At 56.8% G+C, this 18,461-nt stretch carries 13 protein-coding genes; 6 read left to right on the forward strand and 7 right to left on the reverse strand.

Going from position 1 to position 18,461, the window contains the following annotated elements; all coding sequences use genetic code 11:
• Positions 1-307: 307 nt before the first annotated feature.
• The 3 genes from CLV87_RS20965 to CLV87_RS20975 all read left to right on the forward strand — a co-directional run bounded on the left by CLV87_RS20965 (position 308) and on the right by CLV87_RS20975 (position 1,193).
• Positions 308-517, forward strand: a complete 210-nt coding sequence (locus tag CLV87_RS20965) for a hypothetical protein (RefSeq protein ID WP_133840867.1) — start codon at positions 308-310, stop codon at positions 515-517.
• Between the two features lie 86 nt (positions 518-603).
• Positions 604-813 (forward strand): hypothetical protein, encoded by a 210-nt coding sequence (locus tag CLV87_RS20970; RefSeq protein ID WP_099248219.1) that lies wholly within the window; start codon positions 604-606, stop codon positions 811-813.
• Positions 814-983: 170 nt separating this feature from the next.
• Complete coding sequence (locus CLV87_RS20975) at positions 984-1,193, forward strand: hypothetical protein (RefSeq protein ID WP_099248217.1); 210 nt, start codon at positions 984-986, stop codon at positions 1,191-1,193.
• Positions 1,194-1,396: 203 nt separating this feature from the next.
• Here CLV87_RS20975 and tuf read toward each other — a convergent pair whose 3' ends face one another.
• The 4 genes from tuf to rpsL form a co-directional block, all read right to left on the reverse strand.
• On the reverse strand, positions 1,397-2,572 hold the full coding sequence (gene tuf, locus CLV87_RS20980; RefSeq protein WP_099248215.1) for an elongation factor Tu: 1,176 nt from the start codon (positions 2,570-2,572) through the stop codon (positions 1,397-1,399).
• A 90-nt stretch (positions 2,573-2,662) separates the two neighbouring features.
• Positions 2,663-4,780 carry an elongation factor G gene (gene fusA / locus CLV87_RS20985; protein WP_099248252.1) on the reverse strand — a complete coding sequence of 706 codons (2,118 nt, stop codon included), beginning with the start codon at positions 4,778-4,780 and terminating at the stop codon, positions 2,663-2,665.
• Between the two features lie 21 nt (positions 4,781-4,801).
• Positions 4,802-5,272 carry a 30S ribosomal protein S7 gene (rpsG, locus tag CLV87_RS20990; RefSeq protein ID WP_099248251.1) on the reverse strand — a complete coding sequence of 157 codons (471 nt, stop codon included), beginning with the start codon at positions 5,270-5,272 and terminating at the stop codon, positions 4,802-4,804.
• 15 nt (positions 5,273-5,287) lie between these two features.
• On the reverse strand, positions 5,288-5,659 hold the full coding sequence (gene rpsL, locus CLV87_RS20995) for a 30S ribosomal protein S12 (RefSeq protein WP_054000841.1): 372 nt from the start codon (positions 5,657-5,659) through the stop codon (positions 5,288-5,290).
• A gap of 367 nt (positions 5,660-6,026) precedes the next feature.
• On the opposite strand from rpsL, the gene CLV87_RS21000 reads away from it, so the two are divergent.
• The 3 genes from CLV87_RS21000 to CLV87_RS21010 all read left to right on the forward strand — a co-directional run bounded on the left by CLV87_RS21000 (position 6,027) and on the right by CLV87_RS21010 (position 8,247).
• Complete coding sequence (locus CLV87_RS21000; RefSeq protein ID WP_099248250.1) at positions 6,027-6,833, forward strand: putative rhamnosyl transferase; 807 nt, start codon at positions 6,027-6,029, stop codon at positions 6,831-6,833.
• Positions 6,834-6,924: 91 nt separating this feature from the next.
• Complete coding sequence (locus tag CLV87_RS21005; RefSeq protein ID WP_166652818.1) at positions 6,925-7,737, forward strand: RNA polymerase sigma factor; 813 nt, start codon at positions 6,925-6,927, stop codon at positions 7,735-7,737.
• A 33-nt stretch (positions 7,738-7,770) separates the two neighbouring features.
• Positions 7,771-8,247 (forward strand): YybH family protein, encoded by a 477-nt coding sequence (locus tag CLV87_RS21010; RefSeq protein WP_099248248.1) that lies wholly within the window; start codon positions 7,771-7,773, stop codon positions 8,245-8,247.
• A gap of 359 nt (positions 8,248-8,606) precedes the next feature.
• Here CLV87_RS21010 and rpoC read toward each other — a convergent pair whose 3' ends face one another.
• From rpoC to rpoB, 3 genes are all read right to left on the reverse strand, one after another.
• Positions 8,607-12,854 (reverse strand): DNA-directed RNA polymerase subunit beta', encoded by a 4,248-nt coding sequence (gene rpoC / locus CLV87_RS21015; RefSeq protein WP_099248247.1) that lies wholly within the window; start codon positions 12,852-12,854, stop codon positions 8,607-8,609.
• Between the two features lie 102 nt (positions 12,855-12,956).
• Positions 12,957-13,931 carry a GSCFA domain-containing protein gene (locus tag CLV87_RS21020; protein WP_133840868.1) on the reverse strand — a complete coding sequence of 325 codons (975 nt, stop codon included), beginning with the start codon at positions 13,929-13,931 and terminating at the stop codon, positions 12,957-12,959.
• Complete coding sequence (rpoB, locus tag CLV87_RS21025; RefSeq protein WP_099248245.1) at positions 13,928-18,064, reverse strand: DNA-directed RNA polymerase subunit beta; 4,137 nt, start codon at positions 18,062-18,064, stop codon at positions 13,928-13,930. The genes CLV87_RS21020 and rpoB overlap by 4 nt, the downstream gene beginning before the upstream one ends.
• Between the last annotated feature and the right edge of the window lie 397 nt (positions 18,065-18,461).

Here is an 18,461-nt window from a genome sequence, read left to right on the forward strand (position 1 = left end):
CGGATGCACACTGATTGTTCAGCGGGAATTTGGGTCACGGTGTTTCACTGGGATAGTGAGGAATTGGGCGGGGGTGTGAGGGTGGGGGGCTTGTTTTATTGGTCCGCACCGAGGCTGTGCAGGGGCGCGCAGTGACCTGTCTTGGCGCGCGCAATTCAAGGGCAAATTCGCGTGAGCGGGCGCGATTTTTTCGTGTGTTCAAATCCGAAATCGGGGCCCCTATCTCGTTTGGTGTCGGACGCAACAGTCCAAACAAACAAACGCCCAACCGGGCCTAACACACTGATACATATAGAAAGACAGACACATGAAAACCCTGATCGCTTCCGCCCTCGTCGCCACTGCCGCCCTGACCGGCGCTGCCAATGCGTCGCTGTCGTCTGACGTGAAGACTTACGCCCCTGGCGCAGACATCTCCAACCTGACCGCCGCTGAAACCGCCTCGCTGCACCTGATCGTCAATGGTGGCGGTTCTGAAAGCGAAAAGCGCAACGCTGTGCGTAAAATCGTAAACTAAGGGACTTTTGCGGCCGCATTGGCCGCAACCTTTCCCCTCCCCCTCCCAAGACTCCCAAGAACTCCCTCCCCGAAAGGATATTTGTCATGAAAACCCTGATCGCTTCCGCTCTTGTTGCAACTGCCGCTCTGACCGGTGCCGCCAATGCGTCGCTGTCATCTGACGTGAACACCTATGCGCCCGGCGCAGACATCTCCAACCTGACCGCCGCTGAAACCGCCTCGCTGCACCTGATCGTCAATGGTGGCGGTTCTGAAAGCGAAAAGCGCAATGCGGTTCGCAAGATCGTAAACTAAGACGTGTTTGGGGACGCTTAAGCAAAGCATCGGTTCTCCGCGTTCCTGCCCTCGGGCGGGAGGCAGCGGAAACCGATCCAAGATCCCCAAATCACGGCTAAGGAGCGCTCCGGCGCATCCCCTCTCCCTCCCAAGACTCCTAAAACTCCCTCCCCGAAAGGACCTTTGTCATGAAAACCCTGATCGCTTCCGCCCTTGTTGCAACCGCCGCTCTGACCGGTGCTGCCAATGCCTCCCTGTCTTCGGACGTGCAGACCTACGCTCCTGGTGCCGACATCTCCAGCCTGAGCGCCGCTGAAACCGCCTCGCTGCACCTGATCGTCAATGGTGGCGGCACTGAAAGCGAAAAGCGCAACGCAGTGCGCAAGATCGTAAACTAAGACCTGTTCGGAGCCGCTCTGCCGGCCCCAAAACAAGATGAAAGCGCTGTCCGGATCGGGCAGCGCTTTTGCGTTGCTGGAATGCCGTAGGGTGGGGTTTTACCCCACCTTTGCCCTGCAACTGACCGCGAACAAAGAAAAAGGGCGCTCCAAACGGAGCGCCCTTCTTAAATCATCACCTCTCGGCGGCAAAGCCGCCGGAATTATTCTACAATTTTGGAAACAACACCGGAACCAACGGTGCGGCCACCTTCGCGGATCGCGAAGCGCAGACCGTCTTCCATGGCGATCGGGGCGATCAGCTCAACGCCGAACTTCAGGTTGTCGCCTGGCATAACCATCTCGGTGCCCTCTGGCAGGGTCACGGTGCCGGTTACGTCGGTGGTGCGGAAGTAGAACTGCGGACGGTAGTTCGCGAAGAACGGCGTGTGACGGCCACCTTCGTCCTTGGTCAGGATGTAGACCTCGGCTTCGAACTTGGTGTGCGGGGTTACGGAACCCGGGGCACACAGAACCTGACCACGCTCAACCGCGTCACGGTCGATACCACGCAGCAGCGCACCAATGTTGTCGCCCGCTTCGCCGCGATCCAGCAGCTTGCGGAACATCTCAACACCGGTACAGGTGGTTTTGGTGGTGTCTTTGATGCCAACGATCTCGATCTCGTCGCCAACATTGATCACGCCACGCTCAACACGGCCGGTCACAACGGTACCACGACCAGAGATCGAGAACACGTCTTCGATCGGCATCAGGAACGGCTGGTCAACAGCGCGCTCAGGCTGCGGGATGTACTCATCCACGGCTGCCATCAGCTCTTTGATCTTCTCTTCGCCGATCTCAGGGTTGTTGCCTTCCATCGCCGCCAGAGCCGAACCCGCGATCACAGGGATGTCGTCGCCTGGGAAGTCATACTCGGACAGCAGTTCGCGGATTTCCATTTCCACCAGCTCGAGCAGCTCTTCGTCGTCAACCTGGTCAACTTTGTTCATGAAAACAACCATGGCCGGGATGCCAACCTGGCGGCCCAGCAGGATGTGCTCACGAGTCTGAGGCATAGGGCCGTCAGCCGCGTTCACAACCAGGATCGCGCCGTCCATCTGCGCCGCACCGGTGATCATGTTCTTGACGTAGTCGGCGTGGCCGGGGCAGTCAACGTGGGCGTAGTGACGGGCATCGGTCTCATACTCAACGTGGGCGGTCGAGATGGTGATACCACGAGCCTTTTCTTCAGGCGCGCCGTCAATCTGGTCATACGCTTTGAAGTCACCAAAATATTTGGTGATCGCCGCTGTCAGCGTGGTCTTACCGTGGTCAACGTGACCGATGGTGCCAATGTTGCAATGCGGCTTGCCGCGCTCAAACTTTTCCTTTGCCATGATATGGCTCCTTCTTGGTGTCGGATGGTGGGGTGAAACCCCACCCTACGGTGGTGGGCAGGGCGGGGAGGTCCCCCGCCACCCGATTTCTTATGCGTATTGCGCCTGGATCTCGTCAGAGATGTTCTGCGGAACCGGATCGTAATGGTCGAACTGCATGGTAAACTGCGCGCGGCCCGAAGACATGGAACGCAGGGTGTTGATGTAGCCGAACATGTTGGCCAGCGGAACAAATGCGTTGATCGCAACCGCGTTGCCGCGTGGTTCCTGACCGTTCACCTGACCGCGACGCGATGTCAGATCGCCGATGATACCGCCGGTATATTCTTCCGGAGTAACAACTTCGACTTTCATCATTGGTTCCAGCAGTTTCGCACCCGCTTTGCGCATACCTTCACGCATACACATACGTGCTGCGATTTCGAATGCCAGAACGGAGGAGTCAACGTCGTGGAACTTACCGTCGATCAGAGCAACCTTGAAGTCGATCACGGGGAAGCCAGCCAGCGGGCCGGAGTCCATAACCGATTTCACACCCTTTTCAACACCTGGGATGTATTCCTTTGGAACCGCACCACCAACGATGCGAGATTCAAACGAATAGCCTTCGCCGGGCTCGGTCGGAGTGATGATCATTTTCACTTCGCCGAACTGACCCGAACCACCCGACTGTTTCTTGTGGGTGTAGGTGTGTTCGACTTCGTGACCAATGGTCTCACGGTAAGCAACCTGAGGCGCACCGATGTTCGCTTCAACCTTGAACTCGCGCTTGAGGCGGTCAACCAGGATGTCCAGGTGAAGTTCGCCCATGCCTTTCATGATGGTCTGACCGGATTCCAGGTCAGTCTCAACACGGAAGGAGGGGTCTTCGGCGGCCAGACGGGCCAGACCCTGGGACATCTTCTCTTGGTCGCCCTTGGTCTTAGGCTCAACCGCGATCTCGATCACCGGATCAGGGAAGGTCATTGTTTCGAGAACAACAGGGTCGTTCTTGGCACAAAGGGTATCCCCGGTTGTAGTGTTCTTCAGGCCACCAAGCGCGATGATGTCGCCGGCAAATGCCTCTTCGATCTCTTCGCGGTTGTTGGAGTGCATCATCATCATACGACCGACGCGCTCGTTATTGCCCTTGGTCGAGTTCAGCATCGAGTCACCCTTGTTCAGAGAGCCAGAGTAGATGCGAACGAAGGTCAAGGAACCAACAAACGGGTCGTTCATGATTTTGAACGCGAGCCCGGAGAACGCCATGTCATCATCCGCACGGCGGGCAATGTTACGCTCTTCGGTTTCGTCACCCGGTGCAAAGCCCATGTAATCAACAACGTCCAGCGGGCTGGGCAGATAGTCGATCACAGCGTTAAGCAGCGGCTGAACACCTTTGTTTTTGAACGCAGAACCACCCAGAACCGGAACGAAGTCCAGCGCCAGTGTGCCTTTGCGCAGCAGTTCACGCAGCTTTTCAACCGATGGCTCTTCGCCTTCCAGATAGGCTTCCATGGCGTCATCGTCCTGCTCAACGGCAGTTTCGATCATCTTGGCGCGCCATTCGTCGGCCATGTCCTTCAGCTCGGCACGGATCTCACGCTTTTCCCAGGACGCGCCCAGGTCTTCGCCAGCGTAAACCCATTCCTGCATGGTCACCAGATCAACCAAGCCTTCCAGCTCGTTCTCGGCACCGATCGGAATACCAACCGGAACAGCAGTCGCGCCGGTGCGATCTTCGATCATTTCAACACAGTTGAAGAAGTCAGCGCCGATCTTGTCCATCTTGTTGACGAAAACAATGCGCGGAACCTTGTAGCGGTCAGCCTGACGCCACACGGTTTCGGTCTGAGGCTCAACACCGGCGTTGGCGTCAAGAACACAGACAGCACCGTCGAGAACCGCCAGCGAACGCTCAACTTCAATGGTGAAGTCAACGTGGCCAGGGGTGTCGATGATGTTCAGACGGTGCTTTTCAGTGTCCGCAGTTTTGCCATCTTCGGTGCGTTCCCAGAATGTGGTGGTCGCCGCCGAGGTGATGGTGATGCCGCGTTCCTGTTCCTGCTCCATCCAGTCCATGGTGGCCGCACCATCGTGCACCTCACCAATGTTGTGGGATTTACCAGTGTAATACAGGATGCGTTCGGAACAGGTGGTTTTACCTGCATCGATATGCGCCATGATACCGAAGTTACGGTACCGATCTAATGGATATTCGCGTGCCATGTGTTTGGTCCTAAGCCAATATTACCAACGATAATGGCTGAACGCTTTGTTCGCGTCGGCCATCTTATGGGTGTCTTCGCGCTTCTTAACAGCAGCACCGCGGGACTGTACAGCGTCCAGCAGTTCACCGGCGAGGCGTTCTTCCATTGTGTTTTCGTTGCGGGCGCGGGAAGCGGAGATCAGCCAACGGATGGCCAGGGCTTCACGACGCTCAGGGCGCACCTCAACAGGAACCTGGTAGGTGGCACCACCAACACGGCGCGAACGAACTTCGACGGCCGGTTTGATGTTGTCCAGCGCTTCGTGGAACAGTTCCACTGGGGCGCGCTTGACTTTGGTTTCAACGCGATCCAGCGCGTTGTAGACGATCTTTTCGGCAACAGATTTCTTGCCATCGATCATCAGGTTGTTCATGAACTTGGTCAGAACGCGATCGCCATATTTGGCGTCTGGCAATACTTCGCGCTTCTCGGCAGCGTGACGACGGGACATATCAGTATCCTCTTCTTACTTAGGACGCTTGGCGCCATATTTCGAACGACGCTGCTTACGGTCTTTAACGCCCTGAGTATCCAGAACACCGCGCAGGATGTGGTAGCGAACACCAGGAAGGTCTTTTACACGACCGCCACGGATCAGAACCACAGAGTGCTCCTGAAGGTTGTGGCTTTCACCCGGGATGTAGCTGATGACTTCGTAACCGTTGGTCAGACGCACCTTGGCAACCTTACGCATCGCCGAGTTCGGCTTTTTCGGTGTGGTTGTGTAGACGCGTGTGCAAACGCCGCGTTTCTGCGGGCACTGCTCGAGGTGCTGCGACTTCGAGCGTTTGATTTTAGGCTGACGCGGTTTGCGGATCAGCTGTTGGATCGTGGGCATTCGGTTATATTCCCCGTGCTTTCACTATGTGATGCCAAGGACCGGAGCCCGAGGCGGTTAAGGTTGGCGCATCTTGCGAAGCGCCGGGTTCGGGGCTTGCCATCACATCGCTGCGCGACAGGACAACAAGCAAAAAACCCGCAACGTTCCCATTCCGAGGTGAACGAAGCGGTCGGTTCTCAGAGGATCGGGCAGTTAGGTCGCCTGGATCTTGATCAACGCAAATTGTAAAAACGCGTGTGTACAGCACGCGGATTAGGCGGGCGTATAGGGGGAGTCGCCAGACATGTCAACTGCCCGCCCGCCTTGCCTGTCGGCCTCGGCAATGTCATGCATGACTTTGTGTTCTGCAGACAAAGGATAGGTCATGCAAGTCATCGGTTTCTGTCGCTTTTCCTACCCGGCCGAGGGCGGATTTCAGGTCGAACATGACAGTGTCGAAGCGCGCAAGGCTTTCCTCTACGCACCCGAGCGGATCAATGAGAGGTTTCGCTATTTCGAAACCATCTGCCTGCCGGGATTGCGCGCCCAAACCGACCCGGATTTCACCTTTGTCATCCTGATTGGCGATGACCTGCCGGAAGAACACGTTGCCCGTCTGTTTGATCTGGTCGAAGACCTGCCACAAGCAGTCATTGTCGCCCGTCCCCCCATGCCCCATCGCGCGGTGTGCAAAGAGGTGATCAATCTCGCCCGTCACGATATGGATGCCGATTGCCTGCAGTTCCGACTTGATGATGACGACACGGTTGCGCGTGATTTTGTTGAACGCATCCGTGCCGATGCCAGGCTGATCGCGCCTCTTCGCGCCAAACATCGCCTTGTCGCGATGGATTATAATCGCGGGTTTTTGATGCGTCCCGGCGCAGATGGCATCGCAGCAGAAGCCTGTCTGATCCCTTATCACTCGATGGGTCTGGCCCTCGTGGTGCGTGGCGGTTGCCATCAAAGCATCATGAATTTCGCCCATAACAAGCTGAACCAGCATATGCCAACGGTGACCTTTACCGACAAGCCGATGTATGTGCGCGGCCATAGTGACAACAATGACTCGCGCCAAAAGAAACATGTGAAACCGGTGATCCTGCCCATGTTGGACAGCGCCGGTGAGGCCGAGCTAAAGGCGGAATTCGGTATAGATGGCGATCACATTCGACGGGTTTTCAACGGCTGATCTGGACGCATCCAAGATTTTTCCAAAAATCTTGTCACAGATTGGCAGCACGGGATGTCTAACTATCATACGCCCTGAAACGGAGCTCGATATGACATTGCCCAATCTGGAACCCCTGGCACAGCGCGCCAATCAAGGCGATGCGCAGGCGCTGGAAACTCTTGTTGCGAACATCCAGGACCAGATCCACCGCCTTGCGCTGCGCATGCTGGCCGATCCGGTCCAGGCCGAGGACGTCACCCAGGACATTCTGATCCGGGTGATCACCAAATTGTCGACCTATCGCGGCGACTCTGCCTTTCGCACTTGGGTGTATCGCGTCGCCACCAACCACCTGCTGACAACCGTCAAGCGCAGCCAGGCCGAAACCATGCTGAGCTTTGACGTATTCGCTGCGGATCTTGAGGCCGGGTTGGTGGATGAAAACCAAAAAGCACCCGAGGATCACATCCTGCTAAACGAGCTGCGGATCGGCTGTACCATGGCGATGCTGCTCTGCCTCGATCGCCCCCATCGCATTGCCTATATCTTGGGTGACGTGTTCGAATTGGATCAGGGCGAAGCGGTTGGGATTCTGGATATCTCCAAGGATCTCTACCGCCAACGTCTGTCCCGTGCTCGAAAGAAGGTCACAGAGTTCACCGCCCGAAGCTGCGGTCTCGCCGGTGCCCAAAACGCCTGCACCTGCCCCAAACGCCTGCCCGCCGCCATTGAGCTGGGGCGCGTTCCGTCTGTTCCATCGAACTTGATGTCAGATGCCCCTGATTACGCCTCGGTCCGCAAAATGGCTTTGACCACCGAAGCCGCCCTGGTCGCTGCCAAGTTGCAACGGGCCACCGGACCGCTGAAGGCGCAAAAGAACTTTGCAGCAGAGCTGGAAAGGATCGTGTCCCTAGGAAACTAGAACACGTTCACATCAACCCAAAAGGAAACACTCATGAAACATGCAGCCGCATGGCTGGTCGCGCTCGCCCTGAGCCTGGCCACAACTGAAACTTCTGCAGGAGAAAAACCCATGACCCAAGACCAAACCGCCATTCACAGCGCCGTTGAACAGATGACCTATGCCTTTATGGCCGGGGATATTACCCGCGTTATGCGAAGCTATGAACCCGGAGCGGCAGTGATGTTTGAACCGCAAAGCCCGGTCTCGGATGAGGACCAATTGCACGCCATGTTCACCGCCATGTCAGCCATGAAGCCGGCCTTTACCTATTCCGGACACGAAGTCTATGTCTCGGGGGATACCGGATTGCATATCGCGCCCTGGGACATGGTCGCAACTGGGCCAGAGGGCGAAGAGATCACGCAATCGGGCCTTTCGGTTGCCGTGTTCCGTCGTCAAGAAGATGGCAGCTGGAAGATGGTTTTGGACAATCCCCACGGGGCGTTCTTGATGTCTGAGGCAAAATAAGGGGGTCAGCCCCCTTGCGCGCCTTCGGGCGCGCCACCCCCGGGATATTTGGAGCCCAAAGAAGACCTAAAGCGTCCGGCCTTTAACCTGAAACATCAAGCGACACGGATTCCCGAGAGCGCCGAAGGCGTGGCAGGGTATTCGTGTCTCCAGTTTAAGGTCGGGCGATCTAAAGCGTTGCCAGTTTTTGTTTAAGCAGAGCATCAGCTTTCTGGGTTTGAGCCTTTGGCGAAAGGCGGCGAAAGCTGTTCCGAAAGAAACTGGAAACGCTCTGGCGGATTACCCTTGGTCGCAGGGACCCTCCAAAAGAAAAGGGGCCCGCAAATGGGGCCCCTTTTGAATTGTGTGCTTAGCAGTGGTTATTCGCGACTTTCCGGAGTGTCGACAACCAGCGTGTCGAACTCGTCGCCACCCACAACATCGCTCATGGCCTCGGGCGCGGCCAGGGCGGCGGCGGCTTCGGCTTCTTCACGACGGGCTTCGATGACCACATTGTCACGCGATTGCGCGATGTGGCGCATCTTTTGCGTCGCCCCACCTGTACCGGCCGGGATCAGACGGCCCACGATGACGTTTTCCTTGAGGCCGACCAGCTTGTCCTTCTTGCCCTGAACCGAGGCTTCGGTCAGCACGCGGGTTGTTTCCTGGAAGGAGGCCGCGGAGATGAAGGAACGGGTCTGCAAGGACGCCTTGGTGATACCGAGCAGGATCGGCTCACCCTGAGCAGGACGGTCGCCTTTGGCGATTGCCTTTTCATTGGCGGCATCAAACTCGGCTTTGTCCACATGCTCACCCTTAAGCAGGGTGGTGTCACCGCTGTCCTGGATTTCCCATTTCTGCAGCATCTGGCGCACGATCACTTCGATATGCTTATCGTTGATCTTAACACCCTGCAGACGGTAAACGTCCTGAACCTCGTCGATCATGTAGTTTGCCAGCGCCTCGATCCCCATAATGGCGAGGATGTCATGCGGAGCCGGGTTACCATCCATGATGTAATCACCCTTCTGGACAAAGTCACCTTCCAGGACAGGAATGTGCTTGCCTTTCGGGATCATGTACTCACGGGTTTCCATGGTCTCGTCTTGCGGTTCAATCGCAATGCGGCGCTTGTTCTTGTAGTCCTTGCCAAAGCGCACGTAACCATCGATTTCAGCGATGATCGCGTGATCCTTTGGACGGCGGGCTTCGAACAGTTCCGCAACACGTGGCAGACCACCGGTGATGTCCTTGGTCTTGGCACCTTCGCGCGGGATACGCGCGACAACGTCACCAGCTTTGACCTCGGAGCCGTCTTCGACCGACAGAATGGCGTCAACCGACATCGGATAGGTGATCGGGTTGCCCGCATCGTTGCGCACAGGCTCGCCATCGGACCCCATCAGGATGATTTCCGGCTTGAGCTCGTTGCCTTTTGGCGCGGCGCGCCAGTCGATCACGATCTTCTGGGTCATACCGGTCGCATCGTCGGTTTCCTCGCGTACGGCAACGCCGTTCACCAGGTCGACATGTTTCGCGATACCATCCTTTTCGGCGATGATCGGCAGGGTATACGGGTCCCATTCGAACAGTTTGTCACCGCGGGCAATGTCCTGGCCGTCCTTGACGAACAGTTTCGAACCATAGCCCATTTTATGCGATGCAATCTCTTCGCCCTGATCGTTCAGGATCAGGACCTGCATGTTGCGGTTCATCACGATGCTTTCGCCATTGGCGTTCACAATGACACCTGGGTTGGCGAAGGCGATCTTACCGTTTTGGCTGGCCTCGAGGAAGGACCGGCTGGAGCCCTGAGCAACGCCACCCATGTGGAAGGTCCGCATGGTCAGCTGTGTGCCCGGTTCACCGATCGACTGTGCCGCGATGATGCCGACAGCTTCGCCGATATTGACGCGGGTACCACGTGCCAGGTCACGACCGTAACACTTGGCGCAAACGCCCTCTTCGGCTTCACAGGTCAACGGCGAGCGGATACGCGCGGTCAGAACACCTGCCTCTTCGATTGCGTCGGCGGTGCGTTCGTCGATCAAGCTTTCGTCTGCGGCCAGAATTTCGCCGGTCACAGGGTGCTTGATATCCTCAGCCGCAACACGACCCAGAATACGTTCACCCAGAGTGGCAACGACTTCGCCGTCATTCACAGCCGCTTCGGCGGTGATGGCGCGGTCGGTGCCGCAATCTTCCATGCGCACGATGCAGTCTTGGGCAACGTCCACCAGACGACGGGTCAGGTAACCGGAGTTCGCAGTCTTCAAAGCGGTGTCTGACAGACCCTTACGGGCACCGTGGGTGGAGTTGAAGTACTCCAGAACAGTCAGACCTTCTTTAAAGTTCGAAATGATCGGTGTCTCAATGATGTCGCCGTTCGGCTTGGCCATCAGGCCACGCATACCGCCCAGCTGTTTCATCTGAGTAACCGAGCCACGAGCACCCGAGTGGGCCATCATGTAAACCGAGTTCGGTTCCTTGACCGAGCCATCCTCGTCACGCTGTTCGGCGGAGATGGTGGACATCATCGCCTCGGTGACGCGGTCGTTACACTTGGACCAGGCATCGACAACTTTGTTGTACTTTTCGCCCTGAGTGATCAGGCCGTCCATGTACTGCTGTTCGAAATCCTTCACCTGATCGCGGGTGTCGCCAACGATGTCCCACTTGTTGTCAGGAATAACCATGTCGGACTTACCGAACGAGATCCCGGCCTTGAACGCTTCTTTGAAGCCCATGGACATGATCTGGTCACAGAAGATGACGGATTCTTTCTGACCACAATAGCGGTAGACGGTGTCGATGACACGCTGCACGTCTTTCTTACGCAGCAGGCTGTTGACCAGGTCAAACGGTGCCTTGGCGTTCAGCGGCAGCAAGCTGCCGAGACGGACACGACCAGGGGTGGTTTCAAAGCGCTTGTAAACTTCGTTACCTTCCTCATCGATCTGCTTGATGCGCGCTTCGATCTTGGCGTGCAGATGCACTTCGCCGGCGTCAAGCGCGTGCTCGACTTCCTCCAGCGAGGAGAACTTCATGCCTTCGCCCTTCATGCCTTCGCGCTCGATGGTCACATAGTAGAGACCCAAGATCATATCCTGCGACGGAACGATGATCGGCGCGCCGTTGGCTGGCGACAGAACGTTGTTGGTCGACATCATGAGAACACGCGCTTCGAGCTGTGCCTCAAGCGAGAGCGGTACGTGAACCGCCATCTGGTCGCCGTCAAAGTCAGCGTTAAAGGCCGAGCAGACCAGCGGGTGCAGCTGGATCGCCTTACCTTCGATCAACGTGGGTTCGAACGCCTGAATGCCAAGACGGTGCAGAGTCGGCGCACGGTTCAGCATGACAGGGTGTTCGCGGATCACCTCATCGAGGATATCCCACACCTCGGGACGTTCTTTTTCGACCAGCTTCTTGGCTTGCTTCACGGTGGAAGACAGGCCTTTGGCCTCAAGACGGCTGTAGATGAACGGCTTGAACAGCTCCAAGGCCATCTTTTTCGGCAAGCCACATTGATGCAGCTTCAGTTCCGGACCGGTCACAATCACCGAACGACCAGAGAAGTCGACCCGCTTGCCCAAAAGGTTCTGACGGAAACGACCCTGCTTACCTTTCAGCATGTCGGACAGCGATTTCAGCGGGCGCTTGTTGGCACCGGTGATCACGCGGCCACGGCGGCCATTGTCGAACAGAGCGTCCACGGATTCCTGCAGCATCCGCTTTTCGTTGCGTACAATGATGTCAGGTGCGCGCAGTTCGATCAGACGCTTCAGACGGTTGTTCCGGTTGATCACACGACGATAAAGATCGTTGAGGTCAGAGGTCGCGAAACGGCCACCATCCAGCGGCACAAGTGGGCGCAGCTCTGGCGGGATCACAGGCACAACAGTCAGGATCATCCATTCTGGGCGGTTGCCGGATTCCAGGAAGGATTCCACAACTTTCAGACGCTTGATGATCTTTTTGGGCTTCAGTTCACCTGTCGCCTCTTTCAGATCGGCGCGCAGCTGCTCCGCTTCGGATTCCAGATCGATGTTTGCCAGCATTTCACGGATCGCTTCGGCGCCGATATTGGCGGTGAAAGCGTCCATGCCATAGGCATCCTGAGCGTCGAGATACTCTTCTTCGGTCATCATCTGACCGTATTGCAGATCTGTCAGGCCTGGTTCGATCACAACGTAGTTTTCGAAATACAGAACACGTTCCAGATCACGCAGAGTCATGTCCAGCATCAGGCCGATGCGCGATGGCAGCGACTTGAGGAACCAGATATGCGCGCAAGGAGCGGCCAGTTCGATATGGCCCATGCGTTCGCGGCGGACCTTTTGCAGGGTGACTTCGACCCCGCATTTTTCGCAGACAACGCCGCGATATTTCATGCGCTTGTATTTGCCGCAGAGGCATTCGTAATCTTTGATCGGGCCAAAGATACGCGCACAGAACAACCCGTCACGCTCAGGTTTGAACGTGCGGTAGTTGATGGTTTCAGGCTTCTTGATCTCACCAAAAGACCAAGAGAGGATCCGCTCGGGCGAGGCGAGCGAAACTTTGATCTCGTCAAACACCTTTGGCGGCGTGAGCGGGTTGAACGGGTTGTTAGTCAGTTCCTGGTTCATTTTGTGTCCTCGGCGTCTTCTGCCTGACCCTCTAGGTCACTGGCACGTTTCGCATTTGGCAAATTTCTGTGGCGCTGCCCCGGCAAAGGCCAGCTGGCGGTGTTACGCGGCCCCTTCAAGGTATTGATCGACCATATGATTCACGACTCTCTGCACGGTAGCTGGGCGGACATGTACATTGTCTTCTCCAAAGCTTCGGAAACCGGATGTTGTGACAGCCTCATAGCTGGGGAAGTAATCCACCATGTCGAAATTGTTCGACACGGTTTCCGCAACGACGCGCAACACGGCTTTTGAAAAGCCGTTTGCTGTCGTGGCATCCCCTCCTGCAAATGTGACCTGCAAAGGCACCGGAGACACAGTCAGCACGATATTGCGCCTCTTGTCCCTGTTCAGAAGCTCGACCATCGCGGAGACCAGTCGTTCACATTCAGAAACACCCAGACGGCGAAATTCGAACTGGCTTGCATTGCTGCGAACCAGCTTCGCCGGAGGCATTTCGTTCAGGTAAATACCGGCTTCTAAGTCCAGCCAACTTTCGATCAACCCGAGAGTGATCACCACGGTTTCCGACGCCGCGAGACCGTCGGTATAAAGCTGATCGATCTCGGCGCGACGTTCATTTACGCGGTTCAAAGAGGTCGGCGCACCACCTGTTGATAGCAAGCTGTCAACATATTGCTTTTTCAGCTTGTCACGACCCGCATCATAGATCCCGCCTTCGATCTTTTTGCCAAAGACGTTCTCGACACATTGCAGCATCGTACCAGGATTATACTGGTTCAACACACGGTTAGGACGGCCCGGGATCTTGTCCTGGGCCGCACTGAACGAAGCGGTCGGAACAGACACGCCGCGTTCAATCAACGCCTCTTCAACATTACGCGCAAAGCAGGACCCGATGGTAAAGACCGACGACGAAGCGTCGATCTTGAAACCTGGTGCCACTGACGGAAGGATGAGATGATCTTCAAAACGCGCATCCGAACGATCTGGATACTTGCGCATAGGATTTCTCAGCGTTTCCGCCAGTGCCTCGGCACCATTTTGGGATCCTGCGATCGGAGAAATGATCACTCATCCTCCTCCGCATCCAGGAGTTCCATGTTGAGGCCGAGGCCGCGGACTTCTTTGACGAGAACGTTAAAGCTCTCTGGCACGCCGGCCTCAAAGTTGTCTTCGCCTTTGACGATGCTTTCATAGACCTTGGTCCGGCCAGCAACGTCATCCGACTTCACGGTCAGCATTTCCTGCAGGGTATAGGCCGCGCCATAAGCTTCGAGAGCCCAGACTTCCATTTCCCCAAAGCGCTGGCCACCGAACTGCGCCTTACCACCCAGCGGCTGCTGAGTAACAAGCGAGTAAGGACCGGTAGACCGCGCGTGGATCTTGTCATCCACCAGGTGGTGCAGTTTCAGCAGGTATTTCACACCCACTGTGACCTCACGGGCGAACTGTTCACCGGTGCGACCGTCGAACAGTTTCGACTGACCACTTTCCGAGAAACCAGCGCGCAGCAGGGCGTCGTTCACGTCTGCCTCTTTCGCACCGTCAAAGACTGGCGTTGCGATCGGGACACCGTGGCTGACATTGCCAGCAGCTTCCAGCAGCTCGCCTTCGTCCATGGTGCCAAAGCCTTCTTCGTAGACTTCGTCGCCATAGGCGATGCGCAGCGCTTCGCGGACCGGGGTCATGTCGCCGCTGCGGCGGTATTCCTGCAACGCTTCGTCGACCTTGATGCCGAGCATACGCGCGGCCCAACCCATGTGGGTTTCAAGGATCTGACCAACGTTCATCCGCGATGGAACGCCCAGCGGGTTCAGACAGAAGTCAACCGGTGTACCATCGGCCAGGAACGGCATGTCTTCCATTGGAACAACGCGCGAAACCACACCTTTGTTCCCGTGACGACCGGCCATTTTGTCACCCGGCTGCAGCTTGCGCTTCACCGCGATGAACACCTTGACCATTTTCATCACACCCGGAGGCAGATCGTCGCCACGGCGGACCTTTTCGACCTTGTCGTCAAAACGGGCATCCAAGGCGCGTTTCTGCACTTCGTACTGTTCGTGCAGAGCCTCGACATGCTTGGCGTCTTCTTCCTCGCCCAGGGCCAGCTGCCACCACTGACCACGGGTCAGGGTTTCCAGCAGTTCCTCGTTGATCTCGGCATTGGCGCGGACGCCTTTCGGACCTTTGACGGCGGTCTTGCCCATCAACATGCCCTTGAGGCGAGCATAGATGTTGCGGTCAAGGATCGCGAGTTCGTCGTCGCGGTCACGGGCCAAACGCTCGATCTCTTCGCGTTCGATCTGCAGGGCACGTTCGTCTTTTTCCACACCGTGGCGGTTAAAGACGCGGACCTCAACAACGGTACCGTAATCACCCGGCTTCACACGCAGCGAGGTGTCGCGCACGTCCGACGCTTTTTCACCAAAGATGGCGCGCAGCAGCTTTTCTTCCGGCGTCATCGGGCTTTCGCCCTTTGGTGTGATCTTGCCGACCAGAATGTCGCCCGGCTCAACATCCGCACCGATGTAAACGATGCCCGCCTCGTCGAGGTTGCGCAGCGCTTCTTCACCGACGTTTGGAATGTCGCGGGTGATTTCCTCTGGGCCAAGCTTGGTGTCACGGGCCGCCACTTCGAATTCTTCGATGTGGACGGAGGTGAACACGTCATCCTTGGCGATGCGTTCAGAGATCAGGATCGAGTCTTCGTAGTTGTAGCCGTTCCAAGGCATAAACGCGACGATCACGTTTTTACCCAAGGCCAGTTCGCCCATATCGGTCGACGGGCCGTCAGCGATAACTTCGCCTTTGCGCACGGTGTCGCCCACCTTAACCAGCGGACGCTGGTTGATACAGGTGTTCTGGTTGGAACGCTGGAACTTGCGCATACGATAGATGTCGACGCCCGCATCGCCGAGCTCGAGGTCTTCGGTGGCGCGGATAACGATACGCTGCGCGTCAACCTGGTCGATGATCCCGGCGCGATGCGCCATGACCGCCGCGCCAGAGTCGCGGGCCACAACCTCTTCGATCCCGGTACCGACAAGCGGCGCCTCGGAACGCAGGGTTGGAACCGCCTGACGTTGCATGTTGGAACCCATCAAAGCGCGGTTCGCGTCGTCGTTTTCCAGGAACGGGATCAACGAGGCCGCAACGGACACCAACTGTTTGGGCGACACGTCGATCAGGTCAACCGCTTCGGAAGGCGACAGGGTGTAGTCGCCCGACTTACGGGTGCTGACCAGATCGTTGTTGAAACGTCCGTTTTCATCCAGGTTCGCGTTCGCCTGCGCCACGGTGTGGCGCATTTCCTCGGTCGCGGACATGTAATGCACTTCATCGGTAACCTGACCGTCTTTGACGACGCGGTAAGGTGTTTCGATAAAGCCATACTTGTTCACGCGGGCAAAGGTGGCCAGCGAGTTGATCAGACCAATGTTCGGCCCTTCCGGTGTCTCAATCGGACACATACGACCGTAATGGGTTGGGTGCACGTCGCGCACCTCAAAGCCCGCACGCTCACGTGTCAGACCGCCCGGGCCAAGCGCCGAAAGACGGCGTTTGTGGGTCACTTCGGACAGCGGGTTGGTTTGGTCCATGAACTGCGACAGCTGCGAAGAGCCAAAGAATTCACGCACAGCAGCGGCAGCGGGTTTCGCGTTGATCAGATCCTGCGGCATCACAGTGTCGATTTCGACGCTGGACATACGCTCTTTGATCGCGCGCTCCATGCGCAGCAGGCCGACACGGTACTGGTTTTCCATCAGCTCGCCAACGGAACGGACACGACGGTTGCCGAGGTGGTCGATATCATCGATATCGCCGCGGCCATCGCGCAGATCAACCAGTGCTTTGATACACTGAACGATGTCTTCGCGATCCAGGGTGCGCTGAGTGTCTTCCTTGTCCAGAGCCAGACGCATGTTCATTTTCACGCGGCCAACGGCGGACAGGTCGTAACGCTCGCTGTCAAAGAACAGGGTGTCGAACAGAGCCGACGCCGCTTCGACGGTGGGCGGCTCGCCCGGACGCATCACGCGGTAGATATCCATGAGCGCAGTGTCGCGGCCCATGTTTTTGTCCTGCGCCATGGTGTTGCGCATGTAGGGGCCAACGGTGACGTTGTCGATATCCAGCACGGGGATCTCGGTCACGCCTGCGTCGACAAGCTCTTTCAAGCTACCGCCGGTGACTTCACCGTCTTTGTCGACTTCCCAAGTCAGCTCATCACCCGCCTCGACATAAATCGCGCCGGTTTCTTCGTTGATGATGTCCTGAGCGACAAATTTGCCAACGATCTGGTCGAACGGAACCAGCAGGTTGGTGATCTTGCCTTCGTCGATGATCTTTTTGACCGCGCGCGGAGTGACCTTTTTGCCAGCTTCGGCAATCACTTCACCGCTATCGGCGTCAACCAGATCAAAGCCAGGACGGGTGCCGCGCACACGTTCCGGGAAGAACTTGGTCGACCAACCTTCGCCACGACGATACTCGTAGTTCACGGTATCGTAATAGGCGTCCATGATCGCCTCTTGGTCCAGACCCAGCGCATAAAGCAGGGTGGTCACAGGCAGTTTGCGGCGACGGTCGATGCGCGCATAGACGATGTCTTTGGCGTCGAATTCGAAATCCAGCCAGGAACCGCGATAGGGAATGATGCGGCAGGCAAACAGCAGCTTACCCGAGCTGTGGGTTTTGCCTTTGTCGTGATCAAAGAACACACCGGGCGAGCGGTGCATCTGGGAAACGATCACACGTTCGGTGCCGTTTACGATAAAGGTGCCGTTTGGCGTCATCAGGGGCATATCGCCCATGAACACGTCTTGCTCTTTGATATCCTTAACGGATTTCGCGCCGGTATCTTCGTCCACATCAAAGACGATCAGGCGCAGAGTGACCTTCAGCGGGGCGCTGTAGGTCATGTCGCGCTGCATGCACTCTTCGACGTCGTATTTCGGCTTTTCCAGATCGTAGTTCACGAATTCCAGAACGGCGGTTTCGTTGAAATCCTTGATCGGGAAGACCGACTGGAACACACCTTTGATGCCTTCGCCATCGGATGGCTGGGGCTGGTCGCCGGATTTCAGGAACAATTCGTAGCTCGACTTCTGAACCTCAATAAGGTTCGGCATATCAAGCACTTCACGGATTTTGCCGTAATAACGGCGAAGACGTTTCTGGCCAAGGAAGCTTTGCGCCATGACAGATGTCACCTTTCGATAATCTCGCCCGTACACGCACCGTCGGGCCCCGGCGCGCATCGTCTAGTGACGGCAAAAGTCCGATCCATTCTCGTCCTTCGTCCCACCGAAGGTCTCTCGATCTTGAACCCTGCCTTGGAAAACCCCTGATTTCGGGGGCTTGCCAAGCCGGGGCATTCATCGCCCAAATCTGTGCTAAACCCCACCTGTCAAAGCGCTTTTTCTCGGACAGTCAGGCGTTTGATATGTTCTGTGGAGCACCCCGTATCAGCCAAAGAGAAAAAGCGGCTTCGAATCGCTCGAACCCGCAGGAGATTTCCGAATATTCGGTGAACGGACAGAATGCAACCCCCAAGGGAGCTGCAACAGTTTTATCCTAGGAAGGTAAGGTCGCATT

Source organism: Pelagimonas phthalicica (assembly GCF_004364805.1).
GTDB lineage: Bacteria > Pseudomonadota > Alphaproteobacteria > Rhodobacterales > Rhodobacteraceae > Pelagimonas > Pelagimonas phthalicica.